This is a genomic window from Methanosarcina sp. DH1, from assembly GCF_020804205.1.
GTDB lineage: Archaea > Halobacteriota > Methanosarcinia > Methanosarcinales > Methanosarcinaceae > Methanosarcina > Methanosarcina vacuolata.
Genome location: NZ_WJBJ01000002.1, coordinates 74,255 through 90,313 on the forward strand (window position 1 = coordinate 74,255; position 16,059 = coordinate 90,313).

Genomic DNA, 16,059 nt, shown 5'->3' on the forward strand with positions numbered 1-16,059 from the left:
TAGGTATTGCTGGCAACTCAGACAACCTCAACATTGAGTATAAAGTTCTCTTCCTCTCCGGTTACGTTCTCCCAGGGTCTTTTATATATTCCCGTTACTTGCTGACTGCCTTTAGATACGGCTTTAATCTCCCATAAATGGACTCCTCCCGCGCCCACAAGAGGTTGCTTTATTCCTTCAGGCTGCTCAGGTGGATAGTATTCTCCTGATATATTATTGAGCCCCTGGCTCAGATTGAGTTCCCATGAGTAACCTGTGGTTGGGTTTTCCTTAAGCCTTAGGAAAAATGTGCTTCCATTTTCAAGACTTATACTTGTTCCGTTGTCAGCTTCGGTTATTACCTGTTGTTTTGGCGACATAGAGCCGGAAGTTTCTTCAGGTACGTTATCTACAGGTAGCTCAAAGGATCCCGTTACTCCATTCACATTTACAGTGTAATTTCCTGCTTTGAGACCCCGAACTTCAAGTGGAATTGTTTCCGTAAAACTCTTTATAGCCTGCGTACAGAATGCATCTTTAGGGCGTTTTGTACTTATAGTGATATTAAAGGCATTTCCTTCGCTTTCATTCTTTATTTCGTTGATTTCAGTACATCCATCTGGGAGGTAGCCTTTCGCTATTACCTGCATCTGTACGGGAAATGACTCAAGGGTCACAATCTGTATGCTCTCTACCTTTGCAGTACCGTATATGTAATCTCCTCCAGTGGTTCCGTGACTACTGTTTGTTCCAATAATCCCCTGACTATCATTTGTTACATTTTCTGATTCGGTTTCGTTCTGTCCGTTGCCAACACAGCCGGAAAGAATAATCACAAAGGCCATAAGCAGAAACGTTGTAACTTTTGTATACTTCCAAAACTTATTATTTGTTCCTGTTTTCATTTTTCCCCTCTTTTTCTATCTACTCTTATTCTCTCTGATTCGTTTATGGAAAGATAAGTCTGTTTGGATTTAGCCTTTGCTTAAACTTCAGTTCTGTTTGCAGCTTTACAGGTCAGTTCTCTTTTTTGTTGATTTAAATTGTACTGAAAATTAGTTTAATAGTGAATTTGTCAATCAAAATAGTTCAAAAACTTCAAACTTCAATAACTCAAAAGCTTTAGATTAAATCTAATCAAAATTTTTGAATTTCAGATGTCTAAAATATTTAATTTTAGCCGTTTGAAAACTTTAATTTTAGCTTTCCAAAAACTTGATATACACTTTTAAACAAGCTTTTATAATATTATGTCTTTATAAAACTTAATATATTTGAATATAAATAGATAAAACTCAATATTAAAGTCCGATTCTTAAAAATCCCATTCTAAAGTCAACTTTTGATTTTTATCACAGTTTCATAAAAATATACTAAAACTTACACAGTTTAACTGAAAAACCAACAGCATCAGACCGTAAACTGTCTAAAATGGGACTTTAATTCACAGTCTTTGCCGCAATTGATTCTGTTGTTCAAATGCGTAAGTTCTATCTACTATGCCAACCTCATGTAACCACTAATAACAGTGTTAACTCTGTGCTTTTTGCTAGCAAGCATAGAGCTTGTACTTTCTACTTAGAGAGACAGTTTTTCTCAGCGAAAAATAATATTTTGAATTACTATTTAAGGAGGTCCCATCTTGAATTCCTGGAACACATATAAAATAAATTCAGTACGTATGTTAAAAGAAGTGATTATAGCAGATTTTTTCTTGTCTCGTCTCAAATAAAGATAGGTGGGATTTCAATTGAGAATTGCAGTTATTACACAGGGAGTTTCTAACGTTTTTGAATCCATTATTGAATCAGGACATGAGGTAGTGGGAATTGTTGAGTGCTCCCGGACAAGAGAACCTAACTCATTCCTTAAAGCTATAGGAGGGGCTTTTACAGACGTATATTATTCATTCACCTCCAGGCCTTTAAATTTAAAAAACTTCTCTAAAAAACTGAAAATTCCTTATTACTATTTAAGGAAAGGAGACAACGAAACCTTTCAAAAATGGATGAAGCATTTACAGCCCGATATTATAGTTGTGTATTCTATGTCTCATCTCTTGAAGGAGAATATATTTACTATCCCGAAACTTGGGACTATTAATCTCCATTATTCACATCTTCCAGAATACAGAGGGCCATCTCCCCTTTTCTGGGAATATTACGATTATATACTTAATCCAGGTGTCACTCTTCATTATATAAACAAAGGCGAGGATACCGGCGATATAATTTTCCAGGAAAGGATTCTTATAAGTTCAGGTGACAAGCTCGAGGAAGTTGTTAAGAAGTTATCTTTAACAGGAATAAAATTTCTTCTAAAAACAATGGATATCATTGAGAGTGGAGACGTTCCCAGAATAAAGCAGTCTTCAACTACTCCAACTGTGAGAGCCAGAAAGATTAAACCTGGTGAATATAGTGAGCTCATAAAATGGGATGATTGGGGTGTTGAAAGAGTATTTCATTTTTTAAGTGGTACTCCGAAGTATCATTACACTCTGATGAAAAAACCCAATTTGCATAAACTAGGGTTCACGATTAAAATTCTGAATAAAGAAAAATGTAATACTTCCGGATATAAAGTAGGAGAACTTTATAAGGAAAATTCAAAAAACTTTTTAGTTTGCAAAAACGGAAAAATATATGTTGATGTTATATTTTCACCTGCGAGTTTTCTTGCCCGAATTTACCCTTATATATGCTGAGCCTGCTCTTTGTAATGCAAAACAAGGTCTTCAGTCCATCTCAGGGCTGAAGGCTCGAAACCCATAATAGTTTCCTGGTCAAAAATCCCATTTGAAGTAAGAAAATCAGCAGCCATGAAGTATTCGGTCTTAACCAGCATAGCAATCTTTATCTCGTTCTTACAGATAAAAAGCCTTCTTTTCTCTCTGGCCAAATAAAGTTTCAGTTCTTCTTTGAAATCAGTTTTCAGTCTTTCACATATTTTTTCTGTTACTACAAGGGTTATTCTGGTATCGTTGTCTTTATTTGCCAGAAATATTTCAGAAAAGACCGGATGAAATATTGATGAAAAGCAGAGTATTTTTTTTGATTTTCTGATGTTATCCAGGAATACGGAAGAAGGCTCAAAAATATTATCAGGATCAGGTCTAACAAGGAAGCAGAACTTCAGTTCATTAAGCCTTTTCAGAAATGTCCTGGGTAATTCGGAGAGATCGCGATCCTGCCAATATTCCGCATTCTCCTCAATGACCTGCAGAGTATCAAGCAAAGGCTCCATCTTCTCAACCAAAATTTTTGCAAGAGGCGTTAGCCTGTACTCCCGATCTTCCTGAAAAACCAGATTTTCATCCTTCAGTTTTTTGATTTGGGGAAGCATGCCCGTCGGGTTAACATTCAGACCTTTTACTATTTCCTCTATCGGCTTACCTCCGTTTTTGAGAAGGAGCAAAAGGTCTTTTCTCTTCTGGGACATAAAAATCAGGTCTATCAAGGTTTTTTCCATCGATTTCACTTTCCGGATCATGCACTTTTGCGAAAGATTCTTTTTGTCTTTGGTTTTCAGAAAGATTTATTGAAAGAACTTGTCATTTCTACGAGAGATACCCAAAGATATTTGAAATTAACTTCAATCACGTTCTTTCTGTCTCGTCCTTTTAATCCTATAATATTCTTTTTACTCTTATCTTCTTCTTTTTACTCTTATTTTCCTTTTTTTACTCTTATCTTCTTCTTTTTACTCTTTTTCGAGTTATTCTTTGACAAGATAAGAAAACTTAAAGTCTATAATCCGGATTATATAAGTCGAATATAGAGCTTGGAAAGTGATACTTCTTATCTGATAGTATCCTGACTGCGTATCGCGATTTCCATATCATGGAGGACTTTGCATAAAATCATTCAAGTGTGTGCTTACGAATTGGGATTACATTTATAGTTTGTGCCGAAACATATCTACGGAAATCAAACGTTCTGGATATGAACCGGACGTAATTATTGCGCTTGCAAGGGGAGGCTGGTTTGCTGGGAGAGTGCTCTGCGATTTCCTGGGGCTTGATGACCTATCCAGTCTGAAAATCGAGCACTACATCGGAGACACAGCTATCGATACCGGTGAGCCTTATATTCGATATCCTCTTTCGAACAATGTGATGGAAGGAAAAAAGGTACTTATTGTAGATGATATTGTTGATACTGGAGAAAGTATGCTTAGTGCCAGGGCTTATGTGGAAAATCACAAGCCTATGGAAGTCAGAACCGCTTCATTACAATACCTGGGGAGTTCTAAAATCGACCCCGATTATATTGGCGAACGGCTTGAGGGTTGGGCCTGGATTGTTTATCCCTGGAACTTCATAGAAGATATGACAAGTATCTTGACTAAATGCATGAGAAAAGACCCTGCAAAACTCTGGAATCTTGAAGATCTTAAACACAGCCTTTACATAAACCATGATCTGGACACTATTGTCTTTGAAATCACCCAGCCAGGAAGGCTTCCAGAAGTTATGGAGGAGATGGAAAGAGTGCGCAAGGTCAATTCTGAACTAATCAATGGAAAGAAGTACTGGAGATTGTTATAAAAAACATTATTACAAATTTCTTCTTGGATGGGCTAATAATTTACGCTTCTAACTGGAAAGCGGAGGGCCCTACAACCGAAGAGAATATTTTTACTTTTGCTGGGCCGATCTATCTTTCGTTTAAATGAAGGCGTTAAGTTGTAGGCGTTATGTTGTAAGCGTTAAGTTGTAAGCGTCAAGCTGTAAAATACAAATATACATATCTATTCAGTGTATCTATATTTTAAGTACCCATAAGGATATCACTATAGCACTCTGTATATCATTTAAAATCTTGATCTAGAACACCAGATTGGTCTGAAATCCAGTACACCAAACTGATAGGATCCAGGATACATGACTGGTCTAAAATTCAGAATACCAGATTGATTTAAAAAACTGAGTACATATAGTCACTAGGCTAAATTGTAGTCACTAGGCTAAATTGTAGTCACTAGGCTAAATAATGCAATTGCCTAATGAGGTACAATGAAGTTTTTTTGTTGCAACAATTACAGGCGTGACTATAATTACATCATTTACAATAAATTAATTCATTAACATCAAATTAACCCACTATCTATTACCGGTGAATTCATGCCCCACAGATGTACCAGATGCGGAACCATTTTTGAAGACGGAGATTCTGTCATCCTGAGCGGCTGCCCAAATTGCGGTTGGAATAAATTCCTTTATGTAAAAACAGAATGTGAAGATTCGGAAAATCAGGAAAAGCTTGCTCTGGAAGGACAAAAGCTGGATCTGGAATCCTCTCTGGATGAAGTTGTCAGGAATATTGATGAGGCTCTTGCTTCTGAACGGGAAAGCGTAAAGCAGGAACCAGAAGCCGAGAGGGAAACAGATGAAGACAGAGTAGAGTCCGTAAGAATTCTTGGGCCTGGCTCCTATGAACTTAACCTGGACTCCCTTCTTGAAAGAAAAGAACTCGTTATGGCAATCCGGGAAGAAGGGTCTTATGCTCTACACCTGCCCTCGGTTTTCAGCCAGCAAAAGGAAAACAAAAAGAAAAACTAAAAGCAGAAATAACTTAGATTTTTCAAAATTTCCCGGAAATTTCTTGCCTGGGTGTTTTTGAGGAATAATTTCCGAATAATCTTATAGAACAAAGCTTAAAAGCCTGTGCTTTTAGCCTGAAGTATATGGTTAGCTTATCCTATTTTTGTTATTTTCAATTGTAAACTCTTTTTTTAATTATTCCTCATTGTACCGCAGCTTACATTTTACATTCCGATTCGTTTGTTTCTATATCTACTAGCTTTTCTTTCGAAAGATTATTCTATAAAGAGCCTAAATTTATACTAAATATTTAAACTTGTAACTTTTGTCTTTGAGCTGGGATCTTAATGAAAATCAACATTTTCTGTAAAATACTCATACTTGCAGTCTTTCTTGGACTTGTTGTTTTCTCAGGAAGTTTTCTTCTAGTTAACAACGAAGAAACTATTTCTGAATATTCCAGAAAACAGCTTGTTGAAACCGTTTCTAACGAAAGCTCAATAACGGAAGTTACAGACTTTCACGAGAATGATATTGTTCAGAAAGTAAATCTTCAGGATAACCCTGTTAATTCTCAGGATTACTGGGACGACTCTGAAACTTTTGTTGTAGATATTAAAAAGTTCAAGGAATCGGCTGAAAGTGGAAATATTAATCTTAGATTACTAGACAGAAATTTTGACATAGAATTCGATGAGGTTTCAGTTCTCAACAAGGGAGACTCGTGTCATTACTCCGGGCACGTTAAAGGGGTACCTTACAGTAGAGCCGAATTTTATGTTTATGGCGAGGTTTTTTGTGGTTCAATTGAGTTTTGCAATTTGACTTACACCATTGCGGTAACTTCAGAAGAATATAATGGAAAAACAGTTCACGCGGTATTTTTGATAAACTGGGAAAATGAAAAAAAGAAAATGGAAGGTTTATTGAATCCTCTAAGTTTCCTTCGTGGTTCAGGTTCAACAAAGAATTGGCCAGGAGTTGTTGAAAGCAATAAGCAGCTCATCCTCTAAGCAGCTCATCCTCTAGATTCATGAATGGCAACTATTATTGTTTTGTTAGCTTACACTCAAGTCCAGCTTTGTGCTTCTTACACTTCAATCCAATTTTGCTGTTATTTAAAGCTTCATATCCGAGCTTTCTTATTTTTGGTTACGAAAGAAAACAAATAACTACAGAAACATTTATATGTCATTGATGCTAACTATAGGTTACTATCATGAACATTCTCCTTTCCAGCTAGTCTTCCGGGTAAAGTTTCATGCAGGGTTTCCTGTTCTAATTTACTCAAGGCTAGATACTTATAATCAAAAAATATACAAGCACAAAATATACAATCAAAAAAGTCTGGCACTATTGCCTAATATCTCACAAATTTAGATTATTATCAGAGGAAAATAATGGACCCGGCAAAATTACTTGACATTCTGGGGAATGAAAACCGCAGGAAGATTATTCAACTTCTTGCAAACCGTCCCTGCTATGTCAGTGAGATCTCTAGCAGGTTGGGAGTAGGGCCAAAAGCCATAATAAGTCATCTAGGTCTGCTTGAGCAGGCGGGACTTATAGAATGCAGTGTGGATGAACAGAGGCGTAAGTACTTCAATATCGCAAACAACATGCGGCTTGAAGTGTCAGTATCCCCATATTCCTATACGGTAACACTCCATGATGTTACTTTTGATAGGGGGAAAAATGAAGAGGATCCTGTGGAAAAGGAGATCCCACCAGGGGAAGAATCTTCGACTTTATTTCTTAAATTAAGCAGCAGGCTTAAGGAACTCAAAAAAAGGCAAGAAGAGCTTGCGCAGATGCAGCAGCAGCTTCAGGTTGAGTACACAGAAGCTATGGACCATTGTCTTGACTCAATTGAAGAAATATCCAAGAATCCTGTAGAGTGTGAGCTCCTGTTTGAACTTCTGAAAAATGAAACCACTCTCGCTACCCTATGTTACAACCTGCGCTTGCACCCGAGTATTGTTAACGCTAACCTGATAGGCCTTACAAAGAGGGGGTTTATTGAGTATGGTATCAAAAATAACCAGTATTACTGGAAAATCCGTGAGACCGGAGTTGAGAACGAATGATTGAAGAAATTAATTTGAGAGTTGCTGAAGCTTATCATAAGGATGTAGGCAGGGGAATTGCAAGAATTGACACCCGCTTGATGCAGCAGATGGAACTTGTAAGCGGGGATATAATTGAGATCTCAGGGAAAGCTAAGACCTACGCAATTGTCTGGCCAAATGTGGAGCGTGAACAGGAAAATCGGATCCGGATTGACGGTAACCTCCGCAGTAATGCCAAAGTAGGGATTGATGATAGGGTTACAATCCAGAAAGTCCAGGCAAAACACGCCCAGAGAGTTACCCTTGCTCCTTCTCAGCCTGTAAGACTTGTTGGAGGGGCTCACTACATCCTTAGAATTATCGAGGGAAGACCTTTGAACAAAGGTCAGCAGATCAGGGTGGAAACTGTAAATAACCCTTTGACTTTCGTAGTTGCATCTACAAGACCTGCAGGACCTGTTGTTGTTACTAAAGACACTGATATAGTTATTAAGGAGAAATCAGTTGAGGAGGCCCGGGTTCCAGAAGGTATTTCTTATGAGGATATCGGTGGGCTTAAACGGGAAATTCAACTTGTCAGAGAAATGATTGAGTTGCCGTTGAGACATCCTGAACTCTTCCAGAAACTGGGGATTGAGCCCCCAAAAGGAGTGCTGCTTCACGGGCCTCCAGGCACGGGTAAAACACTGATCGCAAAGGCAGTCGCAAGTGAAACCGATGCAAATTTCATTACTATTAGCGGCCCTGAAATCGTTTCCAAGTATTATGGAGAAAGCGAGCAGAAGCTTCGTGAGATTTTCGAGGAAGCCGAAAAGGAAGCACCTTCTATTATCTTCATAGATGAGATTGATTCCATCGCTCCCAAGCGCGGCGAAGTCACAGGAGAATTGGAACGCAGGGTAGTTGCCCAGTTGCTCTCCCTTATGGACGGTCTAAAGTCCAGGGGCGAGGTAATTGTAATTGCTGCCACAAACCGCCCGAACTCAATAGATGAAGCTCTCCGCCGTGGTGGAAGATTTGACAGGGAAATAGAAATCGGAATTCCCGATCGGAACGGCAGGAAACAGATTCTTCTCATTCACACCAGAGGTATGCCTATTCAGGATGTAAGCCTTAGTGAAATTGCAGATGTAACTCATGGGTTTGTAGGCGCTGATCTGTCTTCCCTCTGTAAAGAAGCAGCAATGCATGCTCTCAGAAGGATAACTCCCGAAATCGATATCGAAGAGGAAGAAATTCCACAGGAAATTCTTGATAAACTCGTAGTCACCAGAGATGATTTCAAGGAAGCCCTGAAGAATATCGAGCCATCTGCAATGAGAGAAGTTTATGTTGAGGTTCCGCATGTAGGATGGGATGATATCGGAGGACTTGAAAATGCAAAGCAGGAACTTATTGAGGCTGTTGAGTGGCCCCTGAAGTATCCTGAACTCTTCAGCACTATCAATATAAAACCTCCCAGAGGAGTGTTACTGTTTGGGCCTCCGGGTACAGGTAAAACCTTGCTTGCAAAGGCCGTTGCAAGTGAAAGCGAAGCCAATTTCATCAGCATTAAAGGTCCAGAACTTCTCAGCAAGTATGTGGGAGAATCCGAGCGTGCGGTTAGGGAAACCTTCAGGAAAGCCAAACAGGCTGCACCGACGGTTGTCTTCTTTGACGAAATCGATTCAATTGCACCCCAAAGAAGTTCTGTTTCAGATACGCACGTGTCCGAAAGAGTTGTTAGCCAGATCCTCACTGAACTGGATGGAGTAGAGGAACTCAAGGATGTAATTATTGTTGCGGCTACAAACCGGCCTGATATGGTAGACCCTGCGCTCCTCAGGCCTGGCCGCTTTGATAGGCTCATCTATATCAAGCCACCTGATAACACAAGCAGGGAAAAGATCTTTGAGATCCATACGCAGGGAAAACCTCTTGCAGAAGATGTAAATCTCGCCGAACTTGCTGATATGACCGAAGGGTACGTAGGTGCAGACATCCAGGGTATTTGCAGGGAGGCTGCGATGCTGGCCCTGAGGGAAATCGTCACTCCAGGAGCTGGCAGAAAGGACATAGCGAAACGGGCAGGAGAAGTCCGGATTTCAAAGAAGCACTTTGAACGCGCAATCCGCCGTGTGAAGCCTACAACATCCAGGGAAAGCCTCGCGGCTTATGAACGGAGTGCTGAACTCTTTGCTAAATACGCAACTGAATTTGAAGAAGAAGCTCCCGAGTCTGAAGAACAGGAAAAAGAAATAGAACACGAAAATGTCCCGGGTTTCTTTCAGGCTCAGTAAGCCCACGTCCTTATAAGCCGGCAACTCCCGGCTTTTTATTACCAAAAACTCAGGAACTACTGAAAAGAAACAATGACTGATTTATACTGGCTGATTTGATAAACCCGCTTAATAACGAGTTATCAATGGGTAAATTAATAACGAGTTATCAATGGATAAATTAATAACGAGATATCAATGGGTAAATTAATAACGGGGTAATTATATGGAAAGAGATAGTAAAAAAAGGAGAAATTTTTTCGATGAAATCTTCGGAATTGACCCGGTTAAGGACGTGGATGAAATGTTTGAACGTCTTAGCAGGGCAATGGGTATGAGTACGGAAAATTTCGGGCAGGACCCTTTCATCTATGGATTTTCGTTAACTCAGAGGCCAGGGGAAGAACCTGAAATCCGTGAATTCGGGAATATTCCTATGTTTGAGCATACTGAGAACGAAGAACATTGTTATCTTGACACAAGAAAACCCCTGATTGATGTACTGGAAACCGAAGAGACGGTTCATGTGATTGCCGAGATTCCGGGCATTGAGAAAGAAAATATTAGATTAAACGCAACTGATTTAATACTTGACATCGAAACAATAGATGGGAATCCAAAATATTCCGAACGTGTGGAACTGCCGGTAAAGGTTGACCCCCAGAGTGCCAAAGCTACATACAAAAACGGTGTGCTGGAAGTTACCTTTAAGAGGCTGGAATCCATTTCCCGAACCTCAATAAATATTGAGTGACTTCCCGGGAATTGCACTGCAGGTGTAACAGCACGAGGAAAAGCAGAGGTAATAAAATGGTGGGCATAAGAAAAAGAAAGGATTTCTTTGAAGAGTTTGGATCTGAACTTTTTGACAACCTGGAAGAAATGATCGAAGCCCTCCTGGAAGATATGGGAGAGTCCGTCCCCTTCGTATACGGATTTTCTATCATTCGTCGCCCGGGGGAAGACCCCGAACTCCGAGAGTTTGGAAATGTTTCGGAAAGTTCTGAGGATGAAGAAAATCTATTCCCCTCCGAAATAAGAGACCCTTTAGTTGATATCTTTGAAAGTGAAGAACTAGTACACGTACTTGCAGAAATTCCGGAAATCGAAAAGGAAGATCTCCTTCTGCATGCGACTGCTCAAAATCTTGAAATCAGGATTCTTGGAGCTTCCGAATACTCTCAGGACATAGAGCTTCCTGCCCGTGTGGATCCTAAGAGTGCACAAGCCAGCTATAAAAACGGAGTACTTGAGGTTACTTTCAAGCGTTGTACTGAAGAAAGGCCCGTTGAAATCGAAATTAACTGACGCAAACGGCCTTGAAGAGTTGAGCGAGTTGAAGATCGAATTGGAGAATTAAGTGCAAAAATATACTGAAAAACGGTTTGAAAATTGTAGTTGGAAATACTTAGTCCTAAGTCCTGATAATCACACGTCGAATAGTAGTTGAAAACAGATAGTGTGCAGAACTCTCTATAGACAAAAAAATAACTTTGTTGTCAAGGCGAAGTTGAACTCTTAAACGCATGCTATTTGTATATCCTATTTATGTGCACGCTCTTTTAATAACTTTAATATTTTTTACCGCCCTATTTTATCTCTATTTCTCCCTACCTATTTTTCCCTCTCTATTTCTTCCCTCTCTATTTTTTCCCTCTCTATTTCTTCCCTTCCTATTTTTCCTCTCTATTTCTTCCCTCTTTATTTCTTCCCTCCCTCTTTCTTCCCTCCCTCTTTCTTCCCTCCCTCTTTCTTCCCTCCCTCTTTCTTCCCTCCCTCTTTCTTCCCTCCCTCTTTCTTCCCTCCCTCTTTCTTCCCTCCCTCTTTCTTCCCTCTTTATTTCTCTTCCCTTCCTATTTTTTATCTTCCTATTTTTTACCTTCACTTTACTATTTTGTGTCTTATTTTATGAGTCGCCCTTATTTTGAATTTGCAATATTATTATAGTGCGCTTTTGTAATATCTTTTCATACTCCATATCAATACCCTTTTTTTAACCTGGATATTGAGGCTTTCAACAGTAATCGATCTATTATTATGATGGTATATTATAATTTAACAAATATATATCTAATAAAATAAAACATCTCCTAAAATAGTATAAAAATGATTCGATTGATTTCAAAAAATAAAACTAAAAAATTTGTGGCTTTATGTCACAAATTTTATAATTATAGACTTTTGTATAATTAGTTGTACTTTTGGCATGAACGAAAGCAAAAAATATATACGCATGATTGCTTAACAGGGAATCTGTAGTCCCGAAATAATCAGAAGCATGTATAGTCGAGGACAAAAGCTCAAGTCATTATCTGGCTAGAGGAACTTGACTCCTCTAATCTTAAGACCGGAATCAGTCTTGTGCGTAAGGTACTGGATAACCGTGTAGTTCGAAAATGTAGAGGTCTTCTCAATAGAAAAACTCAATATTATGCGAGTAAGAAAGATAAAAGTGACAAAATATTTGTTGCCTTTTATGAGGTGATAAAATATTATCTCATAAAGCTAAGATCAAAAATATCCTATTCAAGAGCCAAAAAACATGTTAGATAAGGCTTCCCTATTGGGAAGCAGATTGAAGATCTTTCTTATAAGGCAGATATTGAATTAATCTATGGAAAAATATAGAAGGTCTTTATAAAGCTAAAAAATTCGGGGCTTTTCAGTGTTTAACATTAGTTAGTTTATTAGTCAATTTATTAGTTAATTTCCAATCATTTTGTAATCTACAGTGCTCACAATTAATGATTTTCCTTATCAATAAACAGTATACTTGTTACATTCACTTATTGATCAACTATTTTATCCCCCTAAAAAGAGCTTTTTAGGCTGTTTAGAGGGCTCAAATGTATACAGCATAGTCTACAGGCTTACTTTACTGTGAACACTATAGACTACTATAGACTAAATAGTAAAGGAGGAAAAATTTATGGGTCTAGAACCAGGAATTTTAGCTGGATTTCTTGTAATATTCCTTGCCGTACTGCTCGGCCCTTTTAAAGTCAAGATTATTGAGGAGAATCTGGAAGTATTTTTGTTCTTATGCGGAGTTGCGACAATGACAATTTCAGGTTTTGTCGAACTCCCGGGTACAGAAACAGGCTGGAGGTCGGAGATAATCAAAGAAGCTTTGACTTCACCGCTGAACTCTTTACATATTGCTGGAATTCCAATCGGCATATTTCAGGTAGTTCTTATAGTTGGTTTAATTATCTATAAATGGCATGAGCCGATTCAAAAAGCAATAGGGAAAATTGCCTCAGCGCTGTCTGTTAAGGTTCTGGCTTTCATTCTCATTGTTATTCTTGGTCTGTTTTCCAGTGTGATGTCGGCTATCCTTGCATCAATCATTCTCGTTGAGGTGGTTAATGCAATGCCTCTGTCACGAAAATCCAAAATAGATCTTACAATTATCGCATGTTTTTCAATTGGACTTGGTGCAGCGCTTACTCCTCTTGGAGAACCTCTCTCCACAATCGCTATCTCTAAATTATCCGGTGCACCTTACCATGCTCAGTTCAATTTCTTAATGAAAATGCTTGGCATGTATATCGTTCCAGGTATCTTTATTTACGGGCTTTTTGGGATGTTCGTCCTTGGAAAAGCTGGTCTGAACGACCCTGGAATGAAAGCCGAAGAATACAGCGAAACTGTAAAAGATGTCGTAATGAGGGCTGTTAAAGTCTACTTGTTTATCATGGCTCTCACATTACTGGGAGATGGTTTCAAGCCTATTATCTTTGAATATTTTGCACAAATACCTCCAGCAATACTGTACTGGGTTAACATGGTTTCTGCTATTCTTGATAATGCTACTTTAGCAGCAGCTCAAATAGGACCCACACTTACTGAAGCCCAGATAAAAGGTATCCTTATGGGACTTTTAATTGCTGGCGGAATGTTGATCCCAGGAAATATTCCAAATATTATTTCTGCAGGCAAACTGGGTATAACAAGCAAAGAATGGGCGAAGCTTGGAGTGCCTGTTGGGCTTGTCTCAATGGCTATCTATTTCGTCGTCATCTTTGTGCTGAAACTCTAAACTAAATTGCCCATAGTTAATAAGATTCAGTTTCAAAATGGTGGAGAAATTATAGATTTGATCACTGGATTTTGAAACTGAATCCTTAATTTGAGTTTTTTATATTTTTCCTGGAATATCATCCAGGCTTTAATTTCTTTTTTCTTTTAAATTAGCAGAACTTTTTCTTCGTTTTAAGAAGCCTGCAGTTCATAATCCTGCTAAAAGCTTCCCAAATGCAATAAAAACAAAGAAAAAGCTTTTGCTCTTCACCAGACACCTGATATAGCTTTTCTAAGTGTGAAATTGAGATATTGAGATCTGTTTCAAAGCGTGAAAAATGATCTTAAGCTTTAATTCTAAGGAGTCGTCACAGAACAAACTATTCACAGGTTCCGATTTGATGTCTTTATTTTCAAGAGCATTATCACCAGTTAAAAGTTAACTGTATGATAATTTTACATACTCGATTTTGTGATAATTACTAAGTGCATGTTAAAAAATATACATTGTTTTTTATTTTCTCCTATGTTTCCATATATATGCACAAAAATGACACATATTATCTCAACTCGACAGCAGTTTAAATATTCATTTTGTCTTTAAAAAAATAATATAGGACAATTAGGAAAATAAATTCTACAATTGTGTTCATTTTACAAATTATGGGTTCTGGATCTATTTGAACTAAAATTTTTGTACTTAATGTCTACTTTTATATATAAAACAATTTAACAGGTTTACTTACTAAATGAAATGGTGCGAAGCTATATGATTTATCCGAATTTTGGACCGAAAGTAATTTCTGTATATAAAAAAATGCATTATGGGTAAAGCCCATTTTCAATAAGTAAACAACCTTTATTTGTAAAAAATATAAAAATTAAATTGAATATTAAAGACTAATATATTACCAAAGAATAAATAGAGCAAGTCTTTATAAGACTAAAACATTCTAGGCTCTAACACTGTTTCACAGTAGGTTATTCAGACGTTGTGGTCTAAATATATTAAAGGAGGAAAAAAGTAATGGCTCTTGAACCAGGAATTTTAGCTGGGTTTCTTGTAATATTCTTAGCCGTGTTACTCGGCCCTTTTAAAATACACGTTATTGAGGAAAATCTGGAACCATTTCTGCTTGTGTGTGGAATAGCAGCAATGACTCTTTCAGGTTTTGTCGAAATCCCGGGTAATGAGACTGGCTGGCGAATGGAAATTATCGAAGAAGCATTTACTGCACCGCTACATGTTGGAGACATATTTGGCATTCCAATCGGCATATTCCAGATAGTGCTTGTCGTCGGCTTGATTATTTATAAATGGCATGCTCCGATTCACAAAATAATTAGAAAATTAACTGATATGCTTTCTGTAAAAGTTTTAGGTTTTCTTCTCATTGTTATTCTTGGTCTGTTTTCCAGTGTGATGTCGGCTATTCTTGCCTCAATTATTCTCGTTGAGGTAGTTAATGCAATGCCTCTATCTCGAAAGTCAAAGATAGACCTTACAATTATTGCGTGTTTCTCCATCGGCCTTGGTGCTGCACTGACCCCCCTTGGAGAACCGCTTTCAACAATTGCTATCTCAAAATTATCCGGTGCACCTTACCATGCAGACTTCATGTTCTTATTCAATATGCTGGGCAAATACATTATTCCTGGTATTCTTGCATATGGTATTATTGGAATGTTCTTCCTTGGAAAAGTTGATCCAAAAGACCAGGGAATGAAAGCATCCGAGTATAACGAGACTGTAAAAGATGTTGTAATGAGAGCTGTAAAAGTTTATGTGTTTATCATGGCTCTTACATTTCTCGGAGATGGTTTCAAACCTCTTATACTTGAATACTTCATTAAAATCCCTTCAGGTATTCTTTACTGGGTGAACATGGTTTCAGCCATCCTTGATAACGCTACCCTTGCAGCTGCTGAAATAGGACCTGCTCTTAGCGAAGTCCAGATAAAGAGTATACTTATGGGTCTCTTAATTGCAGGTGGGATGCTGATCCCGGGAAATATCCCGAACATTATCTCTGCAGGAAAACTTGGTATTAATAGTAAAGAATGGGCAAAGCTTGGATTGCCTCTTGGGCTTATCTCAATGGCTATCTACTTCGCCGTTATATTTGTGCTTGGGTTCTAAACTTAAAATCCCCATGCTCATACGTATTCAGTTCCAGAATCCAGT

At 38.2% G+C, this 16,059-nt stretch carries 13 protein-coding genes; 10 read left to right on the forward strand and 3 right to left on the reverse strand.

Going from position 1 to position 16,059, the window contains the following annotated elements:
- Positions 1-17: 17 nt before the first annotated feature.
- Positions 18-884 carry a protease inhibitor I42 family protein gene (locus FXW07_RS00835; protein ID WP_229393323.1) on the reverse strand — a complete coding sequence of 289 codons (867 nt, stop codon included), beginning with the start codon at positions 882-884 and terminating at the stop codon, positions 18-20.
- 845 nt (positions 885-1,729) lie between these two features.
- Between FXW07_RS00835 and FXW07_RS00840 the strand changes: the two genes are divergently transcribed.
- Positions 1,730-2,686, forward strand: a complete 957-nt coding sequence (locus tag FXW07_RS00840; protein WP_229393325.1) for a formyltransferase family protein — start codon at positions 1,730-1,732, stop codon at positions 2,684-2,686.
- On the opposite strand, the gene FXW07_RS00845 is transcribed toward FXW07_RS00840, so the two are convergent.
- Positions 2,674-3,450 carry a winged helix-turn-helix domain-containing protein gene (locus tag FXW07_RS00845; protein ID WP_229393327.1) on the reverse strand — a complete coding sequence of 259 codons (777 nt, stop codon included), beginning with the start codon at positions 3,448-3,450 and terminating at the stop codon, positions 2,674-2,676. The two genes, FXW07_RS00840 and FXW07_RS00845, sit on opposite strands and share 13 nt — an antisense overlap.
- A 403-nt stretch (positions 3,451-3,853) precedes the next feature.
- Here FXW07_RS00845 and FXW07_RS00850 point away from each other — a divergent pair, with 403 nt between their 5' ends.
- The 7 genes from FXW07_RS00850 (at position 3,854) to FXW07_RS00880 (ending at position 11,159) form a co-directional block, all read left to right on the forward strand.
- The gene (locus tag FXW07_RS00850) at positions 3,854-4,528 is read left to right on the forward strand and encodes a phosphoribosyltransferase (protein WP_229393329.1); all 675 of its coding nucleotides are present in this window, start codon (positions 3,854-3,856) and stop codon (positions 4,526-4,528) included.
- Between the two features lie 576 nt (positions 4,529-5,104).
- Positions 5,105-5,542, forward strand: a complete 438-nt coding sequence (locus FXW07_RS00855; RefSeq protein WP_048123302.1) for a Zn-ribbon domain-containing protein — start codon at positions 5,105-5,107, stop codon at positions 5,540-5,542.
- A gap of 329 nt (positions 5,543-5,871) precedes the next feature.
- Positions 5,872-6,537, forward strand: a complete 666-nt coding sequence (locus FXW07_RS00860; protein WP_229393330.1) for a hypothetical protein — start codon at positions 5,872-5,874, stop codon at positions 6,535-6,537.
- A 387-nt stretch (positions 6,538-6,924) separates the two neighbouring features.
- Complete coding sequence (locus FXW07_RS00865) at positions 6,925-7,611, forward strand: ArsR family transcriptional regulator (protein WP_229393331.1); 687 nt, start codon at positions 6,925-6,927, stop codon at positions 7,609-7,611.
- Positions 7,608-9,872 (forward strand): CDC48 family AAA ATPase, encoded by a 2,265-nt coding sequence (locus FXW07_RS00870; protein WP_229393332.1) that lies wholly within the window; start codon positions 7,608-7,610, stop codon positions 9,870-9,872. Before FXW07_RS00865 ends, FXW07_RS00870 begins: the two co-directional genes overlap by 4 nt.
- Positions 9,873-10,077: 205 nt before the next feature.
- On the forward strand, positions 10,078-10,605 hold the full coding sequence (hsp20, locus tag FXW07_RS00875; RefSeq protein WP_048157998.1) for an archaeal heat shock protein Hsp20: 528 nt from the start codon (positions 10,078-10,080) through the stop codon (positions 10,603-10,605).
- Between the two features lie 56 nt (positions 10,606-10,661).
- Complete coding sequence (locus FXW07_RS00880; protein ID WP_048123288.1) at positions 10,662-11,159, forward strand: Hsp20/alpha crystallin family protein; 498 nt, start codon at positions 10,662-10,664, stop codon at positions 11,157-11,159.
- A gap of 292 nt (positions 11,160-11,451) precedes the next feature.
- Here the strand turns inward: FXW07_RS00880 and FXW07_RS00885 are convergent, their stop codons facing one another.
- Complete coding sequence (locus FXW07_RS00885; protein WP_229393333.1) at positions 11,452-11,736, reverse strand: hypothetical protein; 285 nt, start codon at positions 11,734-11,736, stop codon at positions 11,452-11,454.
- Between the two features lie 1,044 nt (positions 11,737-12,780).
- On the opposite strand from FXW07_RS00885, the gene FXW07_RS00890 reads away from it, so the two are divergent.
- Together FXW07_RS00890 and FXW07_RS00895 are read left to right on the forward strand one after the other, a co-directional pair.
- Complete coding sequence (locus FXW07_RS00890; RefSeq protein ID WP_229393334.1) at positions 12,781-13,893, forward strand: DUF1646 family protein; 1,113 nt, start codon at positions 12,781-12,783, stop codon at positions 13,891-13,893.
- Between the two features lie 1,008 nt (positions 13,894-14,901).
- Complete coding sequence (locus tag FXW07_RS00895; protein ID WP_048123284.1) at positions 14,902-16,014, forward strand: DUF1646 family protein; 1,113 nt, start codon at positions 14,902-14,904, stop codon at positions 16,012-16,014.
- Positions 16,015-16,059: the final 45 nt, after the last annotated feature.